This window comes from Xanthomonas sp. NCPPB 1754 (assembly GCF_041475725.2).
GTDB lineage: Bacteria > Pseudomonadota > Gammaproteobacteria > Xanthomonadales > Xanthomonadaceae > Xanthomonas > Xanthomonas euvesicatoria.
In genome coordinates this window covers 3,567,515-3,583,826 of the sequence record NZ_CM192982.1, presented here as the reverse complement: position 1 = coordinate 3,583,826, position 16,312 = coordinate 3,567,515, and the positions used below count along the sequence as shown (strand labels likewise).

General features: G+C 64.9%; 13 protein-coding genes. 3 read left to right on the top strand and 10 right to left on the bottom strand.

The features are described from left to right. The first annotated feature begins 258 nt into the window (after window positions 1-258). Both ACCQ15_RS15570 and ACCQ15_RS15565 read left to right on the top strand, forming a co-directional pair. Window positions 259-492, top strand: coding sequence for a hypothetical protein (locus ACCQ15_RS15570; RefSeq protein WP_218491579.1), 234 nt, complete (start codon window positions 259-261; stop codon window positions 490-492). Between the two features lie 257 nt (window positions 493-749). After that, window positions 750-1,112, top strand: a complete 363-nt coding sequence (locus ACCQ15_RS15565; protein ID WP_277574669.1) for a hypothetical protein — start codon at window positions 750-752, stop codon at window positions 1,110-1,112. Window positions 1,113-1,417: 305 nt separating this feature from the next. On the opposite strand, the gene ACCQ15_RS15560 is transcribed toward ACCQ15_RS15565, so the two are convergent. Further along, window positions 1,418-1,966 (bottom strand): Dps family protein, encoded by a 549-nt coding sequence (locus ACCQ15_RS15560; protein ID WP_003482535.1) that lies wholly within the window; start codon window positions 1,964-1,966, stop codon window positions 1,418-1,420. A 102-nt stretch (window positions 1,967-2,068) separates the two neighbouring features. Between ACCQ15_RS15560 and hrpA the strand changes: the two genes are divergently transcribed. Then, entirely contained in the window at window positions 2,069-6,178 is a 4,110-nt protein-coding gene (gene hrpA, locus ACCQ15_RS15555) for an ATP-dependent RNA helicase HrpA (RefSeq protein WP_372380758.1), read from the top strand. A gap of 215 nt (window positions 6,179-6,393) precedes the next feature. Here hrpA and ACCQ15_RS15550 read toward each other — a convergent pair whose 3' ends face one another. The 9 genes from ACCQ15_RS15550 to pqqA all read right to left on the bottom strand — a co-directional run bounded on the left by ACCQ15_RS15550 (window position 6,394) and on the right by pqqA (window position 16,179). Then, window positions 6,394-9,030: a TonB-dependent receptor gene (locus ACCQ15_RS15550; protein WP_014090794.1), complete on the bottom strand. Its 2,637-nt coding sequence runs from the start codon at window positions 9,028-9,030 to the stop codon at window positions 6,394-6,396. Window positions 9,031-9,132: 102 nt separating this feature from the next. After that, window positions 9,133-10,167, bottom strand: a complete 1,035-nt coding sequence (locus tag ACCQ15_RS15545) for a glucokinase family protein (RefSeq protein WP_372380757.1) — start codon at window positions 10,165-10,167, stop codon at window positions 9,133-9,135. A gap of 292 nt (window positions 10,168-10,459) precedes the next feature. After that, a complete protein-coding gene (locus ACCQ15_RS15540) occupies window positions 10,460-11,974 on the bottom strand; it encodes a PhoPQ-activated pathogenicity-related family protein (protein WP_372380756.1) in 1,515 nt (504 codons plus the stop codon). Window positions 11,975-12,402: 428 nt separating this feature from the next. Further along, entirely contained in the window at window positions 12,403-12,915 is a 513-nt protein-coding gene (locus ACCQ15_RS15535; protein WP_014090790.1) for a hypothetical protein, read from the bottom strand. A gap of 62 nt (window positions 12,916-12,977) precedes the next feature. Further along, window positions 12,978-14,096, bottom strand: coding sequence for a pyrroloquinoline quinone biosynthesis protein PqqE (gene pqqE / locus ACCQ15_RS15530; protein ID WP_008575225.1), 1,119 nt, complete (start codon window positions 14,094-14,096; stop codon window positions 12,978-12,980). Beyond that, window positions 14,093-14,371, bottom strand: coding sequence for a pyrroloquinoline quinone biosynthesis peptide chaperone PqqD (gene pqqD, locus ACCQ15_RS15525; RefSeq protein ID WP_372380755.1), 279 nt, complete (start codon window positions 14,369-14,371; stop codon window positions 14,093-14,095). The genes pqqE and pqqD overlap by 4 nt, the downstream gene beginning before the upstream one ends. Beyond that, the gene (pqqC, locus tag ACCQ15_RS15520) at window positions 14,368-15,120 is read right to left on the bottom strand and encodes a pyrroloquinoline-quinone synthase PqqC (RefSeq protein WP_014090788.1); all 753 of its coding nucleotides are present in this window, start codon (window positions 15,118-15,120) and stop codon (window positions 14,368-14,370) included. The genes pqqD and pqqC overlap by 4 nt, the downstream gene beginning before the upstream one ends. After that, entirely contained in the window at window positions 15,117-16,016 is a 900-nt protein-coding gene (gene pqqB, locus ACCQ15_RS15515; protein ID WP_014090787.1) for a pyrroloquinoline quinone biosynthesis protein PqqB, read from the bottom strand. Before pqqB ends, pqqC begins: the two co-directional genes overlap by 4 nt. Before the next feature lie 82 nt (window positions 16,017-16,098). Beyond that, on the bottom strand, window positions 16,099-16,179 hold the full coding sequence (pqqA, locus tag ACCQ15_RS15510) for a pyrroloquinoline quinone precursor peptide PqqA (RefSeq protein ID WP_002812057.1): 81 nt from the start codon (window positions 16,177-16,179) through the stop codon (window positions 16,099-16,101). Window positions 16,180-16,312: the final 133 nt, after the last annotated feature.

The window sequence follows — 16,312 nt, the reverse complement described above, 5'->3', positions numbered from 1 at the left end:
GCGTGATCCGGTCCGGTATCGATCAGGTCGACTCGTCGTGCTGTGTCGCTTCCATACGACAGGGTGCGTGCCGCATGTCGTTTGTCGCACAGCAATCGTCTTGTCAGGCAAAGGGGGCTGGCGTTTTATGTGCCCATGAGGAGTCGGCAGCATGGCGCGACCGGTCTGCAGTCCTCACCCAATCGGTGGTGGCGATCATTCTCTACCGATGCTTGGGCAGGAGCACACTGCCGCCAATAGATGAAAGGAATGTCGAAGATGTTCGTTCTATCAGAGTCAGAAGTCATGCAGGTCTCCGGTGCCGGCGTGATTGCCGATGCAGCAACTGGCGCAGGTGGTGCAGGTGGTTGGCTGGCCGGCGCGCGCGCCGGTGCTGCAGTCGGCGCCGAGGTCAGTTGGATCGGTGGTCCGGCTGGCGAAGTCGCCGGCATCATCATCGGGGCTGCCGCAGGGGCGGCGATCGGTGGCTTGGTGGGACGGGCGCTTGAGTAAGCGCAGCTAGCACACGGGCCAATACACCGGCCCGGCGGTGGGGGGGCGGTGTATTGGGTCGGTAGGTGTGCGCTTGCCGTCCCAACCCCCTGCCACGTCGCCTGGCGACTACCGTGACGATTTTAATATCAGTTGAAGCCTACTCCAGCCTGGCACTGGGACGGCTCGGGACGACGGAGATGCGCGGAACAATGGGCGTACGCAGACAGTGGCGAGTCGTTTCCTGCAATCCCTTCGGATCTTGGCGGGATGCAGGGATGTGGCTGGCGCTGGTGGTCGGCAGCGTGGGCTGTGTCGCCTGGCTGATCCGGTTCATCTTCCACGACGCGGGTATGGCCCATGCAGCCGTCGTTGGCGCGCTGATTGCGGCGATTGCCATGCGCGTGCTCAATCTGCCTGTCGTCACCTGTCTGCCGGCCGCCCATGCGCCGCTGATCGCGAATCAACTGCGCAGGTTGGGATACGCCGAACGTCCGTCCGCCAAAGGCCAGCATTTCGAATCGGCCGCGCCGCGCTGGCTGCGGTGGGACTCCAATACGGTGCTCATGCGCCGTGCGGAAACAGGCATTCAGCTCACCTGTCCGCTATTTCTCGTCTCCAAATTGCGGCAGAGCGCCTAGCACTGGGCCTGAACGTCTGTGGTGGGCATTCCCTCGCCGCGGGGCCGGCCTTTTCGATCCCAGAGCCCTTATGTCTGCTCGCTGTCTGTCCCGATGGCGCAGCGGCAAGCCCGTTCTGAGTAGGCAGCGGCGCCCAGTCTGTGGGCTGCTATCGGCCACATCATCTGACCCCGGCGCTTGTTCCGTGGTGACAAAGGCGGCAGTTCCAATGCGTCCCGACCGCGGCCCCGAACTCGATCCGATCGTGCTCGAATCCGGGGCGCCATTGCGTCAGCGTGCAATGGCCATTTCCATGCGCCCTGTGCTTACTGCAGCAGCGAGCGCAGCATCCAGGCGTACTTTTCGTGGGTCTGCAGACGCTGGGTCAGCAGGTCCACGGTCGGGTCGTCGCCGGCGTCGTCGGCGGTGCCCAGCACCTTGCGTGCGGTGCGGCAGACTGCTTCGTTGCCGCTGACCAGCTGACGCACCATTTCACGCCAGTCGGCGCTGTCGCTCAGGCCCGGCTCTTCCGGGATCGAGGTCAACGCAACGAATTCGCGGTACGAGCCCGGCGCGTTGTAGCCCAGGGCGCGGATGCGCTCGGCCACCTCGTCCAGCGCCGCCCACTGCTCAGTGTACTGGGTTTCGAACATGGTGTGCAGCGAGTTGAACATCGACCCGGTGACGTTCCAGTGGAAGTTGTGGGTCTTCAGATACAAGGTGAAGGCGTCAGCCATGTAGCGGGCCAGACCGTCGGAGATCTGCTTGCGATCGCTGTCCTTGATCCCGATATCGATATGCGGTGCCGACGCAGCAGCGACCGGCAGGGCATCACTGACGACGACGGGCTTATTGGCGTTTTTTTTCTTGGACATGGGATGGTCCTTGCAGGGTGGATGTCTTGGGGAACTGATATGGCGTCACAATAGACAGGCTAAAGGATCAAACGTCATTCAATTTTTCACATTTTTCCATCAATGAGCGCTATCGACTCCACCCTTGCCGACACCTTGCGTGAGCGCCGCCGTGCCGTGGATGGTGCGATGAGCCGCGACCGTGGCCGCTTGCTGGGCCTATGGTCGCGCTGGCAGGGCAAGCCGGGCAACCCGCAGGTGCGCGATGCGTTCGAGCAGGCGCTGGCGGCATCGCAGGCGCAACGCCAGGCGCGGGCCGAGCAGCAGCCGGCCATCACGCTGGACGACCAGTTGCCGATCGCGCGCGAGGCCGAGCGCATCATCGCGCTGATCCGGAACCATCAGGTGGTGGTCATCGCCGGCGAAACCGGCTCGGGCAAGACCACCCAGCTGCCCAAGCTGTGCCTGGCGGCCGGACGCGGAGCCGCCGGGATGATCGGCTGCACCCAACCACGCCGGATCGCCGCGCGTGCAGTGGCCGCGCGCGTGGCCGACGAGCTGAAGACGCCATTGGGCACGACGGTGGGCTTCCAGGTGCGCTTCACCGATCGCGTCAGCGATCAGTCGCGCATCAAGTTCATGACCGACGGCATCCTGCTGGCGGAAATCGCCAGCGATCGTTGGCTGTCGTCCTACGACACCATCATCGTGGACGAGGCGCACGAGCGCAGCCTCAACATCGATTTCCTGCTCGGCTATCTCAAGCAGTTGCTGCGCAAGCGCTCCGACCTCAAGTTGATCGTCACCTCGGCCACCATCGATACCGAGCGCTTTGCCCAGCATTTCGACAACGCGCCGGTGATCAGCGTGGAAGGCCGCACCTTCCCAGTCGAGGTGCGTTATCGCCCGCTGGAAGGCGATACGGGCGACAGCGACGATGGCGAACACGGCAGCTGCCGCGACGGCGAGCGCAGTGTCAACGATGCGATCGTGGCGGCCATCGACGAAATTACCCGCATCGACCCGCGCGGCGATGTGCTGATGTTCCTGCCGGGCGAACGCGAGATTCGTGATGCGCACCAGTCGCTGGAACGGCGCAAATACCGCGAAACCGAAGTGGTGCCGCTGTACGCGCGGCTGTCGGCGGCTGATCAGGACCGCGTGTTCAACCCGGGCCCGCGCCGGCGCCTGGTACTGGCCACCAACGTGGCCGAGACCTCGCTGACGGTGCCGCGCATCCGCTATGTGGTGGATCCGGGGCTTGCCCGCGTCAAGCGCTACAGCCCGCGCCAGAAGCTGGACCGGCTGCATATCGAGCCGATCTCGCAGGCCAGCGCCAACCAGCGCATGGGCCGTTGCGGGCGCATTGCAGAGGGTATCTGCTACCGGCTGTATGCCGAAGCGGATTTTGCCGCGCGTCCGGCGTTCACCGATCCGGAAATCCGACGTTCCTCGTTGTCCGGGGTGATCTTGCGCATGCTGCAGTTGGGGCTGGGCAGGATCGAAGACTTCCCGTTCCTGGAGGCACCCGACGAACGTGCGGTGGCCGATGGCTGGCAACAGCTGCTGGAGCTGGGCGCCATCGATGCGCAGCGGCGTCTGACCGCCACCGGGCGCCAGATGGCGCGCCTGCCAGTGGACGTCAAGCTGGCGCGCATGCTGGTGGCCGCGCAGCAACATGGGTGCCTGCGCGAGATGATCATCATCGCCGCATTCCTGGGCATCCAGGATCCGCGCGAGCGCCCGCCGGAAGCGCGCGAGGCCGCCGATAACGCGCATGCGCTGTTTGCCGACGCGCGCTCTGAATTCGTCGGCATCCTGCGCTTGTGGGATGCGTATCGGCAGGTGCATGAAGATCTCACCCAATCCAAGCTGCGCGACTGGTGCAACCGGCATTTCCTCGGTTTCCTGCGCATGCGCGAGTGGCGCGAGCTGCACCGGCAGCTGCGGTTGCTGTGCGAAGAACTGGGTTGGAGCGAAGAGCCGGCCAATGTGATGCTGGCCGGTGCCAGCGCGCCCGCCCGCGAGGACGGCCACAACGTCAACCGGCCTACGCGTGGCCAACTGCACCGTGCTGCGCGGCTGGCGCGCGAAGGCAAGCCGGATCCGAATGCAGCACCTGCGCAACCTGCGCCTGCTGCGACGAACAAGCAGGCCGAGGCTGCCGAAGCCTCGGCGCGGACCACCGAGCGCGAGCGTGCGGCGGCGTATCAGGCGCTGCATCGCGCGCTGCTGGCGGGCCTGCCGACGCAGATCGGTCATCGCACCGAAAAAGGCGACTATCTGGCCGCGCGGCAACGCCGCTTCGTGCCGTTTCCGGGTTCCGCATTGGCGCGCAAACCGCCGCCGTGGATTCTGGCGGCCATGCTGCTGGACACGCAGAAAGTGTGGGGCATGACCAATGCCGCGATCGAGCCGGATTGGGCGATTGCCGAGCTGCCGCATCTGCTGGCGCGCAAGCATTTCGATGCGCACTGGTCGCGTGCGCAGGGGCAGGTGGTCGCTTCGGAACAGATCAGCCTGTTCGGGCTGGTGCTGGCGCCGAAAAAGCCCGTGCATTTCGGCAAGATCGATCCGGCCGCAGCGCATGACCTGTTCGTGCGCCAAGGCCTGGTGACGGGCGAAATCAATACGCGGGCCGCATTCGTGGGCGACAATCTCAAGGTGCTCGAGCAGGCGCGCGAAGAAGAGGCCAAGCTGCGTCGTGCCGGTATCGTTGCCGACGAAGGCTGGCAGGCGCGCTGGTATCTGGATCGCATTCCGGCCGAGCTGCATTCGGCCAGCGGTCTGGATGCGTGGTGGAAGACCTTGCCGCCGGACAAGCGCCGCAGCCTGCATTGGTCGTTGAACGATCTGCTGCCGGGCGAAGGCAGCGAAGCCGATCGCTTTCCGAAATATTTCCCACTCGGCGATGCGCGCCTGCCGTTGCATTACCGCTTCGAGCCGGGGGCCATCGACGACGGCGTGACGCTGGAGGTGCCGTTGCACCTGCTCAATGCGCTGGATCCGGCGCGCCTGTCGTGGCTGGCGCCGGGCTTCGTCGCCGACAAGGCGTCTGCGTTGATTCGTAGCCTGCCCAAGGCGCAACGCCGCAACTATGTGCCGGCACCGGATTTCGGACGTGCGTTTTACGAGGCATTTAGCATTGCCTCGGCCGACGATATCCGCGGCGAACTGGCGCGCTTTCTGACCAAGGCCACCGGGACGCAAGTGGCAGCGCTGGATTTCGATGAGCAGGCGCTGGACACGCATTTGCTGATGAACCTGCGCCTGCGCGATGACGACGGCAAGGTGCTGGCCGAGTCGCGCGATCTGGACGGGCTGCGTGCGCGCTTCGGCGAGCGCGCGGGGCAGGCATTCGCCGCACGGGCGGGGCGCGCGCTGGCCGCCGAAGGCCTGCGCGACTTTCCGAGTGCGCCGATTCCCGAACAGGTGGCCGGCGAGGCCGGCGTGCCGGCATACCCGGCGCTGGTGGATCAGGGCGACAATGCGGCGCTGCGTATCTTTGCAGACCGCAACGACGCTGCGCGGGCGCATCCGCGCGGCGTGCGGCGCTTGCTGGAAATCGCATTGGCCGACAAGATCAAGCAGGCGCGCAAGCAACTGCCGGTATCGCCCAAGACCGGTCTGCTGTATGCGGCGATTGAATCGCAGGAACGCCTGCGTGGCGATCTGGTCGATGCGGCGCTCAATGCCGTGCTGGCCGATGGCCTGGGCGCCATTCGCGACCCCGGCGCGTTTGCGCAGCGCCGCGACGATGCGGGCAAGCGGCTGTTCGGCGAAGCGATGGAGCGTTTGAAGTTGGCCGAAAGCATCCTGGGCGCCGTGGCCGAACTCAAGCCACTGCTGGAGGCGCCGTTGATGGGCTGGGCACGCGGCAATCTGGACGACATGGAGCAGCAACTGCGCGCGCTGGTGCATGCAGGCTTCCTGCGCGACACGCCGGCCGATGCATTGGCCAATTATCCGCGCTACCTCAGGGCGATGATCCTGCGTACCGAGCGCGCAAAGCGCGATCCTGCGCGCGACCAGGCGCGCATGCTCGAGCTCAAACCGTTCGTGGATGCAGTGGAAGCCGCCGCTGCGCACGGTTTGCAAGACCGCCAAGAGTGGCAGGCGCTGCGTTGGGATCTGGAAGAACTGCGCGTGTCGGTCTTTGCGCAGGAGCTGGGTGCCAAATCCGGCGTTTCGGCGAAGAAACTGTCGCAACGGGTCGCTGCACTGCGCAGTTGAGCCTTCGGTCGGGCATGTATCCGAACAAAGCCGCGTGCGTCTTTATAAGGCACGCGGCGTGCGCCTCCGATGCTGAGAACGGCCCGTATATCGTCGCGAGCAGTCGGCAGATCGGCGCAGACGGTGCGCTCGAAGCCGGGGCGTACAAGCGGTACGCCCGGCTACGAGCACCGACCGCGCCCGCCTGGCGGTGAGCGCAGTCGTTGCTAGCTGCGCTAGAACTTCAGGTGCAGGCTGGCCATGTAGCGGCGTCCGCTCTTGTAGCGTCCGGCCAGGTGGTCCTTGTCGCCCAGATACTGCAGGTATTGCTCGTCCAGCAGGTTCTGCGCATCGACCTGCAGCGACCAGTTCGGGCTGAAGGCATAGCCGATACTGGCGCCGAGTTCGGCGTAATCGTCCACGCTTGCCGGTGCCGCACCGGCCACATAACCGCCGGCCAGATAGCTGTCGCGCCAGTTGTAGGTCAGCCGGGCATTGAGTGGGCCTTTTTCGTAGTAGGGGCTGAAGGCGAGGCTGTTGCGCGATTGGTAGGGCAGGGCATCGCCGGTGTTGTTTTCGCCGGCGGCATAGGTGTAGTTGGCGGTCAGGCCGAAGCCGCTGTCGCCGAACGGTTGCTGGAAGGAGATGTTGAAGCCCTTGACCTTGCCATCGCCGGCGTTGCGCGGCCGCTGGATGCTGTAGTCGCAATAGCCATCGGCGGTACAGCCGTTGCTGCCGAGCAATTGCGCCCAGCTCTGCGGCGCAGTGTCGCGCAGTGCGTTGTACTGGCGCTCCACGCTGGCGCTGGTGTCGATGTAGTTGTCGATCTTCTTGTAGAACACCGACCACGCCACCACCGCTTGCTGCGCGAAATAATATTCGGCAGAGAGATTGAAGTTCCAGGATTCATACGGCGACAGGTCTGCATTGCCGCCGCTGCCGGTCAAGGTGGTGTCGTTGAGGAAGGTGTTGTTGACCATCTGGTTGTACGGTGCCCAGGCGATGACCTTGGCCGCAGCGAAGCGGAATACCCAGTCGTCGCTGGTGTCGTACGACAGCGTCAGCGAAGGCAGCAGAAAGTCTTCCTTGCGGGTGCGGGTCTGCCACAGGCTGCCGGCCTCGGCGAGGGAGGGCGTGCCGCTGTAGACGAAGCCACTGCCTTCGGTCTTGGAATCCACGTAGCGCACGCCGAGATTGCCGCGCAGACCGCCGCCGGAAAAATTCAGCTGCGCGTAGGCCGCATTGTTGGTCTGCTCCAGCGCCCAGCTGTTGTTGAGGTAGCTGGCCGGATCCGGCGCGCTGTAATCGACCGGGCTGTTGCGGATCCAGTTCAGCACGTTGTTGCGACCTGCCTGTATATGTCGGCCGTGATCGGGATAGAACCCCTGCAGATCGGTGAGCCCGATCGTGCCCACGTCGGCCAGGGTGCCGGGGGTGACACCACCATAGACATTGAGCTCGAAGCGCTCGTCATGCTTGCCGTGGCGCACGCCCAACAGCAGTTGATTGAACACGCCATCGAACTGCAGATTGAAATCCAGCTGGCCGTAGGTGTCCTTGCTTTCGGTAGAGAAGATGCCGTTGTTGCCGAACCAGCCGCCGGCCGAACCCCAGTTGGCGGGATTACGTGCCGCTGCGGAATCGTCGAAGCGGATGCCGCGGCGGGTGTCCCAGCTGAAGCCGCCGTTGTAGAACGGCTCGATGAAGTATTGCGAGAGATCGTTGTTCTCGGACTTGCTCTGGCCCACCTGTCCGTTCAAGCCCCAACCCTCGCCGCGGAAGGCGCCGCGCAGGTCCAGTCCTTTGGTGGTCACCTCCGATTCGCGCACGTTGTTGTCGTAGATCACCGTGCCGCCGAGCGGGATCGCATTGGCGCTGGAGTGGCCACTGGTGACCACGCCGTTACGGACGCCGCCAAGTTGGTCCACCGCCGCCACGGTGCCGGCATTCCAGGTCAAAAAGCTGTACATCGACTGGTTGTAGTTGTCGAAGTTCTCATTGATGTACAGGCCGCTCAGATTGAACTCCAGCGCCTCGCTGGGCTTGAGTTGCAGGTTGACCACGGCGCTGTCGCGCTCGCGATCCTGCTGGAACCAGGCCGCGTTGATCGAGTTGGGTACATCCGCATCGGCAGGCACGCCGCCTGCGGCATTGGCGAAAGTGCTGGCCGGTGCGTAGCCGAACACTTCCATGCCGCGGCGGTCGACGCGTTCTTCGTAGTGCTGCGCCGACACCGCAATGCCGAAGGTCTGCGCCGCGTTCTTCCAGCTGTAGAGCAGTGCCGCGTTGGGTTTGCCCTGGCTGGCCTGGTCGCTGTAGCTATAGCCGATGGACGCAGCCACTTCGTTGGCCTTCAGATCCAGCGGCTGCCGCGTGTGCATTAGCACCGTGCCGCCCAGGCTGCCTTCGGTCAGGCGCGCTTCGGAGGATTTGAGAATTTCCGCACGGCCCAGGATCTGCGGGGCCAGCAGGGTGTAATCGAACCCGCGGCTGGGCTGTTCGCCATAAAGCCAGATCGCCTGCGCAACCGGATGCCCGTCCAGGAACGACAGATTGAGGCTGGGGTCGGTGCCGTCGATACTCACGCGCTCGCCTTGTCCGAAGCGCCGGTCCAGGGTGACGCCGGGAATCTGCGAGAGCGCTTCGGCCACGTTGGTGCTTGGGAATTTACCGATGTCTTCGGCGGTGATCGCCTCGGAGATGCCGGTGTTGTTGCGTTTGGTATCGAGCGATTTTTCCAGGCTGGCGCGGATGCCGACCACCTGGACGGCATCCAGGTCGGTGGCTTGCGTGCCAGCGCCGTCCTGGGCTTGCGCAGCGAATGCCAGCGATAGTGCAATGGCGCTGGACAGCAGGGTGGTGCTGTATTTCATGATGTCTCTCCTCATCACGCACAGGGATGGACGGCGGGCTGCCGCTCGCCGGATGCGGGGTCTTGCAGACGCGCGCTCGGGGTGGAACGCGTGGTAGATCGCTTACGACAGCTCGGTGTGGTGTTGCAGATACCAGTTGGCCGCGCCGAGCACGCCCAGTTGCCCGTGCTCGACCAATTTGACCGGGATGCGTTCGAGCACCGCGCGCATGTTTCCCTTGTCCAGGAAGCGCTCGGCGAATGTGCTGCCAGCCAGGAACTGGCCGATCGTCGGCAGGAAGCCCCCGGCCAGATAGATGCCACCGGCAGCGCCGTAGGCCAGTGCCATGTCGCCGACCGCGCTCCCCAGCAGGCCGCAAAAAATTTGCAGACACTCGCGCGCAAGCGCATCGTTTTCGTGCAGCGCTGCGTGCGTCACGGCGGCGGGCAGGCGATGGAGCGGCGTTGCGTCATGCAGCTCGCACACCGCGTCGTAGAGATGCAGTAAGCCCGGGCCGGAAAGCACGTGCTCGAGCGGCAGATAGTGCCGGCCACGCAACAGGCGTTGCAGCAAGGCGTATTCGTGCGGGTGGGTGCTGGCCAGCGCGACCTGGCCGGCTTCGGTAGCCAGCACGATTGCGCGTGGCTTGGCATCGATCCACAGTGCTGCACCCAGACCGGTGCCGGGGCCGACCACCAGAATCGGCCCGTTGGCGCGCGCATGGCGCGGCGTGGGTCCGCTCAGCTGCAGCACGGCGCGTTGTTCCATCTGCGGCGCTGCGTAGGCCACCGCCTCGAAATCGTTGACCAGGTGCACGTTGCGCACCGCCAGTGCGGTACCGATGCGGTTGGGCGAAATCGTCCAGGGCAGGTTGTTGCTGATGAAGCTGCCATCGTCCAGCGCTACGCCGGCACTGGCGATGACCACCGCATCGACGCGGCGCCGCTGTTGCAGGAAGTCCTCGAGGATGGCCTGGAGACTGGCGTGTTCGGCGCAGCGATAGGTGCGGTAATGCGAAAGCTCGATGGCTGCATCGCGCTTCTGCAGCATGTGCCCGACACGCACATGCGTGCCACCGACATCGGCAGCGACGAAGCTGGTGGCAACGGGGACATCGGGCGAGGCAGAGGCGTAAGCGGAACGCGAAATCGCAGCCACATTCAGTCCTTTGGTCCGTCTGACCGGCCGATGCCGTCAGCGAGTAGGGGCCTGTGTAGGAGTTGGTGACAACGATGTCAATGGATCAGTCGGGTTGGATCGATCTTGGTGGCGTGCTCAAGTGCAAAACCGTGCCATTTGGCATTGTCTGTGCGGACTTCATTGCGCAACGTGGACAAATGCGTCCAACGTGGCGCGGTGGTTGCCGAAAAGCCGACCCGGCAACTGGCGCATGGCGCTCAATTGCCCGCGAGGTGCTTCAGCCGGCGATCGCCATCGTTCAAGAACTGCGTCAGCGCACGGCGGCAGCGGTGGGCACGCCGGGCAATGTGCTGCAGGCCGCGTTATCGGTGGGCGGTGCCTGGGTGGGGTAACGCTGCTTGCCGACTACATAGGTCTGGCTGGTGGCAACGAATCCGTCCGCGTAAGTGGCTTCGACGAAATACGCGCTCCAGCCGTTCTCCGGAATCTGCACCGGTACCCGGACCGGGCCGCCGCCGGCAAGCGCAATGGGCGTGGCGCTGTAGCGTATGCCGCAGGCGTAGCGGAAATCGCGCGCGTGCGGATTATGTGCACTCCATAGCTGCACCTGCGTTGGCCGCTCGGAGGAGCGGAAGCGGATCTGCGGCGCTTGGCCCATACGCAACACATCGCTTACCTGCGGTAACGGGCGCTGCTGCTGCAGGCGCGTGATAAACGGCACCAGGGTATCGACGACGGAGGCGCGGATATTGTGCGCACTGTTGGGCAGGACGCGCAGCGCCTTGCTGCCGGGTAGTGCGTCATAGAAGAACTGGGTGTTGTCCGGCAAAAAGAAGTCGTCGCCGCTGGCGTTGACGATGTACTTGGGCACCGCCAGCCGCGTGCGGTACGGCGTGTGCAAATAGCTCAGCGGATCTTGCAGCTGCACCAACTGCGCGAAGGCGGGGGTCTGCAGTTGTGAGGTGATGCCCTGCTTTGCATAGGCGTTGAAGGCGATCGGCCAGTTGCCGCCATAGGTGCGGGACATATGCTCCAGCACGGCCGGCATGTTGAGGATGTCGATCACCAATGGCGCCACCGCCTCCACGCGCCGGTCTGCGATGGTGGCGTGCCAGCTGGCCCATCCGCGTTTGGAGGCGCCGGCAAGGACGAAGCGATGGATTCGCAGTGGGGCCAGTTCGCGCTCGGCCAGGCTCATGGTGCGCGCAATCGCGGCCGCCATCGGCACATGCAGCGGCAATGTCTTGCGCTGCTGCGGCGCCTTGAGAAACAGCGACCAGCTATAGGCCACGCTGTCGTCTTCGCGGCGCGGGGTGGCATCGCCCTGGTAGATCAGCGCCTGGTTGGGGATGTCGCTGAGCGCGATCACCACCGTGCGGGTGCGTTGCGCCAAGGCGGCCAGCGCTTCGGGCGCCAACTCGCTGGCCGGCTGCGCCGCACTGCCATCCGCCGGGTGACGCGTGCCATTGGTTGAGATCAACACCGCGCGCGTGGGCAAGGCCTCTGTCGGCACGTAAATCGCCACGTCATGCTGCCAGCGCGCCGGCATGACCAGTCCCTCGGGCGACCAGTCCTGCGAGGTCAGTAGGTAATCGCGCCGCTCGACACCGGCCACGCTGCTGGTGCCAACGCGCGTATAGGTCAGCGGTTGCTGTTCGATGGCATCGTGGTAACACACCAGGGCTTGCCCGAAGCCAACGTCCGGTGCATTGGCGCAGCGCTCCGCCGGCGACGCAGCGGACGCGATGGGATCAGCGGGCGCGACGCCTGCAAAGAGTGTCAGGGACGATAGCAGTGCAAGGCTGCAATAGGTCTTCGAGTGCATGCAGGTTCTCCAGAGTCCGTGCGTGTGGCCAGCGATTGCTGCGACCAATTGCGTGGGAAAAACGCGGTTAGCAGTGGCGTCAGCGACGGGTGGGGGGCGCGGTGTGTGCAGGAGTGTACGCGTGGTCGGAATCGGTCAGTAGGACGGCACCTATCGCTACCGCCAATGGCTGCGTGTGCGCGATGCTGAGTACGATGATTCGGCGCGCCAACGTTGGCTGCGCCTGGGCATGGCGGGTGCGCACTGACGCTTGCGCTCTGTCTGCCGCACCGGCGCCGCCTTGCGCATGCGTTGCTCTACGGCGAGCACATTGCAGCGGCTGGTTGCAATGTCGCATGCGCAACGCGCAGCGGCGGGATACGCGCGGCGCATGCCGATGCCGTGGGTGGCAACCGCTTTCGGCAGCCGCGCAAGCTCGGCGGAGGCGCTTACTTGATCCGCCGCACCTTGGCCGGGGTGTTGTAACCCTCGATCTGCAGATACCACACGCCGACCAGACCCGGCTTGATCTTGACCTTGGGTGCGTCCTTGCGCACGCCAGACAGGCTGGCGGCATCGGTCTGTTCCCACTCCTGACCGTTGGCCAGCGTGTAAACGCGGCCCTTGGCGAAGCCCTTGAATTCGCCAACCATGGTGCTCTCGATCGGCTCCTTGCTGCCGAAGTCGAAGAAGCCGCGGTTCTTGACGATCACTTCCTGGCGGCCGGCTTCCTTGGCCTGTTCGACCACCACTGCGGCCTCCTTGGCGACCTTGCCCTGCAGCCAATCGTTGAGCGCAGCCAGTTCGCTCGCATTGAGTTTGTCCAGGCCGGCGGCCTTGAACTGTTCGGCACTCATCTGCGACTGCAGGTCGCCTTGCACCGCGCGTTGCGCCAGGGCAGGGGCGGCATGCAGCGCCAAGGTCAGGCAAACCAGCAAGGGAATGCGGCGCGCGAGCGACATGGAAGCCATCCGAAGAAGAAGAGAGGGCTAGTGTAGACGCTGTTGGCGCATGCCGGCGCTGCCTATTCCAGCGGGTCTGCGGTGGCTGCTGCGGGGCGTTCTGGGCGGCGATAGATGAAGGCCGGTGCCGGCGATGCCGACTCCTGCTCGGCGGTTGCGCGCACCTGCGCATGGATGGGCGAACGTTCGCAGACCGGGTCCAGCGTGGCGGCATCGCCGCTGAGCGCCAGCGCCTGGCAGCGGCAGCCACCCCAATCGATCTCGCGCTTGGGGCAGCCCTGGCACACCTCCGGCATCCATGCGGTGCCGCGAAAGCGCACGAATGCCTCGCCGTTGTTCCAGATATCGGCCAGCGAGCGCTCGCGCAGATTGTCAAAGCGCAGGCCATCGATGGTTTCGGCGGCATGGCAGGGCAGCACGTCGCCGCGCGGGGAGATATTGACGAAGCGTTGGCCCCAGCCGCCCATGCAGGGTTTGGGCTGGCGCGCGTAGTAATCGGGCGTGACGAAATCGATCGCCAGGCGGTCGCCGAGTTGGCGTCGCGCGGTTTCCACCGCGTCGATGGTGGCCAGCAGTTGCTCGCGGCTGGGCATCAGCGCAGCGCGGTTGCGCAGGCCCCAGCCGTAGTATTGGGTGTGCGCCACCTCGATGCGCTCGGCCTGCCATTCCAGCGCCAGCGCGATCATCCCGGGCACGCGTTCGGCGTTATGGCGGTGCAGTACCGCGTTGATCGTCAGCGGCAGGCCGCGGGCGCGGACCGCGGCGGCGAATTCGCGCTTTTTGGACAAGCTGTTGCGGTAGCCGGCGATGCGGTCGGCGCCGGCCGCATCCACGTCCTGCACGCTCAACTGCACATGTTCCAGCCCGGCCGCCTGCAGTTGGTCCAGCATTGGCTCGCCGCCGGCGACGCCGGAGGTGATCAGGTTGCTGTACAGCCCGAGTGCGCGCGCATGTGCGACCAGTTCGGGCAGGTCTTTGCGCAACATGGGCTCGCCGCCGGAAAAATGCGCCTGCAGCACGCCCATGTCGGCGGCCTGCTGCAGCAGCGAGCGCCAGCCTGCGGTGTCCATTTCCTCGCGCAGCGCTGCCAGCGCGATCGGGTTGGAGCAATACGGGCACGCCAACGGGCAGCGGTGGGTCAATTCCAACAACACCGATAGCGGTGGCGGCGCGATGCTCATAGCCGCAGCAAACGCTTCTGATGCAGGGTATCGGTGAGTTCGATCACGTCCGCTTCGATTTGGGCCGCGTCCGCATCGAATTCTGCAGCCAGCTCCTGCGCGATCTGCGCCAGCGAGCGCGTGCCGTCGTAGCGCTGCGCGACCACCAAGGCGATGTCGTCCAGCTCGACCACGCGTTCGGGCGCCAGCAATACCCACTGGTCGCGCGCACGGTCATGTTGCAGGCGCACGCCTGCACGCAGGGCCGGCTGGCTATGGTGGGTAATGCCGCTCATGCCGCGACCCGGCTGGCGTCGCGGTCCGGCACGAAGGCGTCCGGCCACACGATGCCTGGGCTCACGTAGGCCACATGCAATGCATCCAGCTGTGCCCAGAGCACCGAGCACTTGAAATGCAGGGCGGCCTTGACCAGTGCCTGCTTTTCGACCGTATCGGCATGCTGCTTGACGTAATCCAGCGCGAAATCCGAATCGCGTGGCGCCTCGGTCAGGCGATGCTCGAAATAGGCCAACGCTTCGGACGACACGAAGTCGTAATGCTTGAGCATGCCGGCCACGCGCTGGCCGATGATGTTGGGCGCGAACAATTCGGTCAGCGACGAGGCGATCGCTTCGAGCAGGCTTTTTTCGCGCACGAAGTGCAGGTACGCCTGCACCGCAAAGCGCGTGCCGGGCAGCAGCGCGCGCCCGGACTCCACCAGCGTGCGGTCCAGGCCCAGCGCGTCGGTGAGATGCAGCCAGCGTGCGATACCCCCGTCGCTGGCGCTATTGCCGTCGTGGTCGAGGATGCGTTGCCGCCAGATCCGCCGCAGCGCGGGGTCTTCCATGCGCGCCAGAATCGCCGCGTCCTTCAGCGGAATGCAGCGCTGGTACTCGAAGCGATTCAACGCCCAGGCCTGCACCTGGCCTCGGTCGAGCTTGCCGTGGTGCAACAGCGCATGAAACGGATGCTGGTCGTGATACAGGCGCGCGCCGATGGCACGCAGGTCTGCTTCCAGTTGGTCGGGGCTGAGCAGCGCAGTCACAGGGCGATCTCCAGGCCGTCGTGGGCAACTTCCCAACCGCTGGCGCGCGCGCTGGCGAACTCGGGTGAGAGGGTGTTGAGCACGGGATTGGTGGTGTTGAGATGGATGAAGATCTTGCGCGCCACGTTCAACGGCGCGAACGCGGCAATGGTGCCATCGGGGCCATCGATGCTCATGTGGCCCATGCGTTGGCCGGTCTTCTGGCTGACGCCCAGCTGCACCATCTCGTCATCGCGCCACAACGTGCCGTCGAAGAACACCAGTTCGGCGTCCTGCAGGCGCGCACGCAAGGCGTCGGTCATCGCAGCGCAGCCGGGAATGTAATGCATGCGGTGGCGGCCATCGCCGATGGTGAGCCCGAGGGTTTCTTCATCGGACCCCGCCAGGTCGCCGCCGCTGCGCGACTCCATGAACAAGGGCACCTTGCCGGGCACCGAGAAGGGCGTGAGCTGTAATCCGCACAGCACCAGCGGAGTGTCCAGCGCGAACGGCTGCCGGCTCACGTACTGCGGATTGACGGCGTCGAAAATGGGGTTCTGCGCGAGCAGGCCCAACACGCGGCTGCTGGCATGCAACGAGAACCGCTGGCTTTCGCGCATCGAGAGCAGGCCGGCGATGTGGTCGATCTCGCCGCTGGTCAGCAGCACCGCCTCGATCGGCGAATGTCGCAGCCCGTGCTGCGGCCACAAGGCCGGTGTCGCAAGAATTTGTTGGCGGAAATCTGGCGAGGCATTGATCAGCACCCAGCGCTCGCCATCGGCGCTGACTGCGATGCTGGCCTGGGTACGACGCTGGGCACCGTCTGTTTGCTGCCACGCCCGCAGGCTCGCGGGGGTGTGGCAATTCCACTGCGGGTGCCCACCGCCGGCCGCCGATCCCAAGACGATGATACGCATGGAGAACTGGACCTAATCTGCCGGCAACTGCCGGTCATGCATCAAGAGGAAAGGCGGCAAGGTAAGCATGAAACGTGCAGGATCAAAACTCGCCGGAGACGTAGCAGTTGATTTCGGCGCCACAATTGACTTCACGAACGACAGGCTTCTTCCAGGTCTTCATACGGCTACCTCAGCAGTTGGGAAAAACGTCGCTGGCTGCAGGATGCAACGCACGACGTGCCCCGAGCATAGGCAGGCGGTCTGGCGCAGTTGTAAAGGGCACGTAAAAAGGTGCGTAGGTTCCGATTCCCGTG

Bases quoted from the DNA above. Each gene is read 5' to 3' on its own strand.
- ACCQ15_RS15570 (WP_218491579.1), top strand. From the start codon at position 259: ATGTTCGTTCTATCAGAGTCAGAAGTCATGCAGGTCTCCGGTGCCGGC.
- ACCQ15_RS15565 (WP_277574669.1), top strand. From the start codon at position 750: ATGTGGCTGGCGCTGGTGGTCGGCAGCGTGGGCTGTGTCGCCTGGCTG.
- ACCQ15_RS15560 (WP_003482535.1), bottom strand. From the start codon at position 1,966: ATGTCCAAGAAAAAAAACGCCAATAAGCCCGTCGTCGTCAGTGATGCC.
- hrpA (WP_372380758.1), top strand. From the start codon at position 2,069: ATGAGCGCTATCGACTCCACCCTTGCCGACACCTTGCGTGAGCGCCGC.
- ACCQ15_RS15550 (WP_014090794.1), bottom strand. From the start codon at position 9,030: ATGAAATACAGCACCACCCTGCTGTCCAGCGCCATTGCACTATCGCTG.
- ACCQ15_RS15540 (WP_372380756.1), bottom strand. From the start codon at position 11,974: ATGCACTCGAAGACCTATTGCAGCCTTGCACTGCTATCGTCCCTGACA.
- ACCQ15_RS15535 (WP_014090790.1), bottom strand. From the start codon at position 12,915: ATGTCGCTCGCGCGCCGCATTCCCTTGCTGGTTTGCCTGACCTTGGCG.
- pqqE (WP_008575225.1), bottom strand. From the start codon at position 14,096: ATGAGCATCGCGCCGCCACCGCTATCGGTGTTGTTGGAATTGACCCAC.
- pqqD (WP_372380755.1), bottom strand. From the start codon at position 14,371: ATGAGCGGCATTACCCACCATAGCCAGCCGGCCCTGCGTGCAGGCGTG.
- pqqB (WP_014090787.1), bottom strand. From the start codon at position 16,016: ATGCGTATCATCGTCTTGGGATCGGCGGCCGGCGGTGGGCACCCGCAG.
- pqqA (WP_002812057.1), bottom strand. From the start codon at position 16,179: ATGAAGACCTGGAAGAAGCCTGTCGTTCGTGAAGTCAATTGTGGCGCC.